This is a genomic window from Synechococcus sp. R3-13, from assembly GCF_047462195.1.
Taxonomy (GTDB): domain Bacteria; phylum Cyanobacteriota; class Cyanobacteriia; order Thermostichales; family Thermostichaceae; genus Thermostichus.
Genome location: NZ_JANSIO010000499.1, coordinates 1 through 3,432, shown reverse-complemented (window position 1 = coordinate 3,432; position 3,432 = coordinate 1). Strand labels below are relative to the sequence as shown.

General features: G+C 63.6%; 3 protein-coding genes. All 3 read right to left on the bottom strand.

Features of this window, described 5'->3' with window-relative positions; translation table 11 throughout:
• Window positions 1-628: Uma2 family endonuclease (locus tag NW856_RS13800; protein WP_414400707.1), on the bottom strand; the 628-nt coding region annotated here is incomplete at its 3' end.
• 266 nt (window positions 629-894) lie between these two features.
• Window positions 895-2,289, bottom strand: a complete 1,395-nt coding sequence (gene radA / locus NW856_RS13795; protein ID WP_414400706.1) for a DNA repair protein RadA — start codon at window positions 2,287-2,289, stop codon at window positions 895-897.
• 12 nt (window positions 2,290-2,301) lie between these two features.
• On the bottom strand, window positions 2,302-3,432 hold a 1,131-nt coding region (aroC, locus tag NW856_RS13790; RefSeq protein ID WP_414400705.1), incomplete at its 5' end, for a chorismate synthase.

Genomic DNA, 3,432 nt, shown 5'->3' with positions numbered 1-3,432 from the left:
GTCCTTTCGCGTTAGCGGGACGGAGTCCTTTGTCCTCCAGCCATGTGGACGCGAAGGGGACAAACTCACCTCCCCGCCGCTGAAAAAGGGCCAGAGGGGATCCCTGCAGTTCCCTTAGTTGCCGCAAGGGAGAGGCTACGCCCGCTGTGCGATCGTAGACCGCGTAGTAGCTGACGCCGGCGCGGGCATAGTCTTTGCGTTTGCGGCCCAGCTCTTCCCCTTTGCGCTTGGAGACAATCTCAATGACCACATCCGGCGGCTTACCCATCTCCCAGACCAGGTAGGTGCGATCTTCCTTGCGCTCAAAGCTGGCGGGGGGAGCCACCTCCAGGCTGAGCGTCACATCGGGCATCAGGGGGGGCAGTTTGAGGGCAGAGAACAGGCCAATATTGGCTGTGGCCAAAAAGGGGATCAGCTCCCCCGTGTCTTCGGCCTTGGGCTGGAAAGAGGCGTAGAGAGCGCTGGTGAGCAGGCGCTGCAGCTTTTTGGAGAGAATGCTGTCCGCGGGCTCATCATCCTCGATGACCAGGTCGCTGTTCGCGCAGCGGGTGTAGCCTTTATCCGGTGGCGGAGGAAATGCCGTCTCTGGCATCGAGGGCTGGACTGGGCTGGAGGGTGCGGAAACCATGCTCACCGGGATCCCTTGCTGGTGTTGCTAACTACGGACTAGGGCTCAGCTAAGGCTGCTGAGCTGTTTGCCCAGCAGGCGTAGCCTTTTTCGAGGGTAACAAAAGTTTTCGGGAACATGATGGACATGCCACCGAAGCAGCGGATGCCGATCGCGTTAGCGGGACGGAGTCCAATCGCGTTAGCGGGACGGAGTCCTTGCTTGGCCTTTGGAGATAGGCGCAGCAGAGCCCAGCAGCCGGCGACGGGTGGAAGGCAAGGGGATGTTCACTCTGCGCTCTGGGAACCGGGCACAGCCACCAGCAGGGCTTCCAACACCCGCTGCACCCGACTCAGGCGCAGGCCGTGATCCGACAACACAGGGCTGTTGGGGATGATGGCGTGGCGAAACCCCAGTTTGCTGGCTTCTTTCAAGCGCTGCTCCAACTGGGCCACCGGGCGCACCTGCCCCCCCAGTCCCACCTCGCCAATCAGGACTGTAAAAGGATCCACTTGGCGATCCCGGAAGCTGGCGGCCACGGCCACTGCTACCCCCAAGTCGGCAGCTGGCTCGGCTACCTGAATGCCGCCGGCAGAGGCGATGTAAGCATCGTATTTGGAAAGCGGGATCCCCACCCGTTTTTCCAGCACAGCCAAGATCTGCAAAAAGCGGTTGATTTCAATGCCGGTGGAGGTGCGGCGGGGGGAACTGTAGCTGGTGGGGCTGACCAGGGCCTGCACTTCCACCACCAGAGGACGGGTGCCCTCACAGGCGACGATGGTGGCCGTTCCGGGTGTGGCCTGATCCCGGCTGCTCAAGAAAAGCTGAGAAGGATTGTCCACCTCCACCAAGCCAGAGGCGGTCATCTCAAAAACACCCATTTCCTGGGCTGCCCCAAAGCGGTTTTTGACGGCGCGCAATAGGCGGTGGCTTTGGAAGCGATCCCCCTCAAAGTACAAGACCGTGTCCACCAAATGCTCCAGCACCTTCGGCCCGGCCAGGGATCCGTCTTTGGTAACATGGCCTACAATCAGCAGAGCCACCCCCAGTTTTTTGGCCAGCCGCATTAACAGGCCGGTGCATTCCCGCACCTGGGAAACGGATCCCGGCGCCGAGGTGAGTTGCCCCCAGAAGATGGCTTGAATGCTGTCGATCACCGCCACCTGCGGTTGCAGAGCCTGGATCTCCGCCACGATGGCCTCCAGGTCGGTCTCGGCCAAGAGGTAGAGCTGCTCGCTTTCCACCCCCAGCCGCTCGGCGCGTAGCTTGATCTGCTGGGCTGATTCTTCCCCCGACACGTATAAGATGGGCCCGCTCTTGGCCAGGTGGGCAGCGCTCTGCAGCAGCAGGGTGCTCTTGCCAATGCCCGGATCCCCGCCAATCAACACCAGGGATCCCGGCACAATGCCACCTCCCAACACCCGGTCAAACTCGCCATAGCCGGAGGAGAGGCGAGGGTGGCGATCTGAGGAGACCTGGGAGAGGGGGAGAGCCGACCGGGGGATCCCATTGGCGCGGTTGGACCTAGGAGCGAGGGCTTGGGCCCGTGGGGACTTGGCCGCTGGGGCGACGACCACTTCCGTCAGAGTGTTCCAGGCGCCGCAATGGTCGCAGCGGCCCAAAAACTTGGCATAGCGCTCGCCGCACTGGCTGCACTCCCAGACGGTTTTGGCCTTGGCCATAGCCGGGGACTCCTAGGCCTGGGGAGCAGCGGCGACAGGGAGGGGCACCTCCGGCAAGACCAGGGATCCGCACTGGGCGTGGTGGCGCAGCAGGTGGTCGCAGAGCACCAGGGCCACCATCGCCTCCACCATCGGCACCGCCCGCGGCAGCACACAGGGATCGTGGCGTCCCCGCGCCGCCAAAACCGTCTCTTGCCCATCGAGGGTGACGGTGTTTTGGGCCTGGCGAATGGTGGCGGTGGGTTTAAAGGCCACCCTTAGGAGGATATCTTCTCCGTTGCTGATGCCCCCCTGGATGCCGCCGGAGCGGTTGCTGCGGGTACGCCAGCCGGCAGGGGTCATGTAAAACTCGTCGTTGTGCTGCTTACCCGTCAAGTAGGTGCCGGCAAACCCCGAGCCAATCTCAAACCCCTTGCTGGCTGGCAGGGACATCACCGCCTTGGCCAAGTCGGCCTCCAGCTTGTCAAACACCGGGGATCCCAGCCCGCGCGGCACCCGGCGGGCTACACACTCCACCACTCCCCCCAGCGAATCCCCTTCCCGCGCCGCCTCCTCAATTTTTTGGATCATGGCCGCCGCCGCTTGGGGATCGGGGCAGCGGACGATGTTGGCCTCCACCTGCTCTGCAGTTACCGAGCTGGGATCCACCTGGGCTTCCACGTCTTTTACCCGCTGCACGTAGGCCAGGATCTCCACCCCTGCCGCTAGGCGCAGGATCTTCTTGGCAATGGCCCCGGCAGCCACCCGGCCAATGGTTTCTCGCGCTGAGGCCCGTCCGCCCCCCTGCCAGTTGCGGATGCCGTACTTGGCCTGGTAGGTGGCATCGGCATGGGAAGGGCGGAAGGTGGTGGCCATCTCCTGGTAGTCCTGGGGGCGGGCATCTTGGTTGCGCACCAGGATGTGGATGGGGGTGCCCAGCGTAAAGCCCTGAAAAACCCCGGAGAGGATCTGGCAGCGATCCGCTTCCTGGCGGGGCGTCGTGATGGGGCTCTGGCCAGGACGCCGCCGATCCAGCTCTGCCTGAATGTCGGCCTCGCTCAAGGGCAGCCGCGGCGGGCAGCCATCCACCACCACCCCCACCGCCCCCCCGTGGGACTCGCCATAGGTGGTCACGCAAAACAGGACACCGAAGGAGTTGCCGTT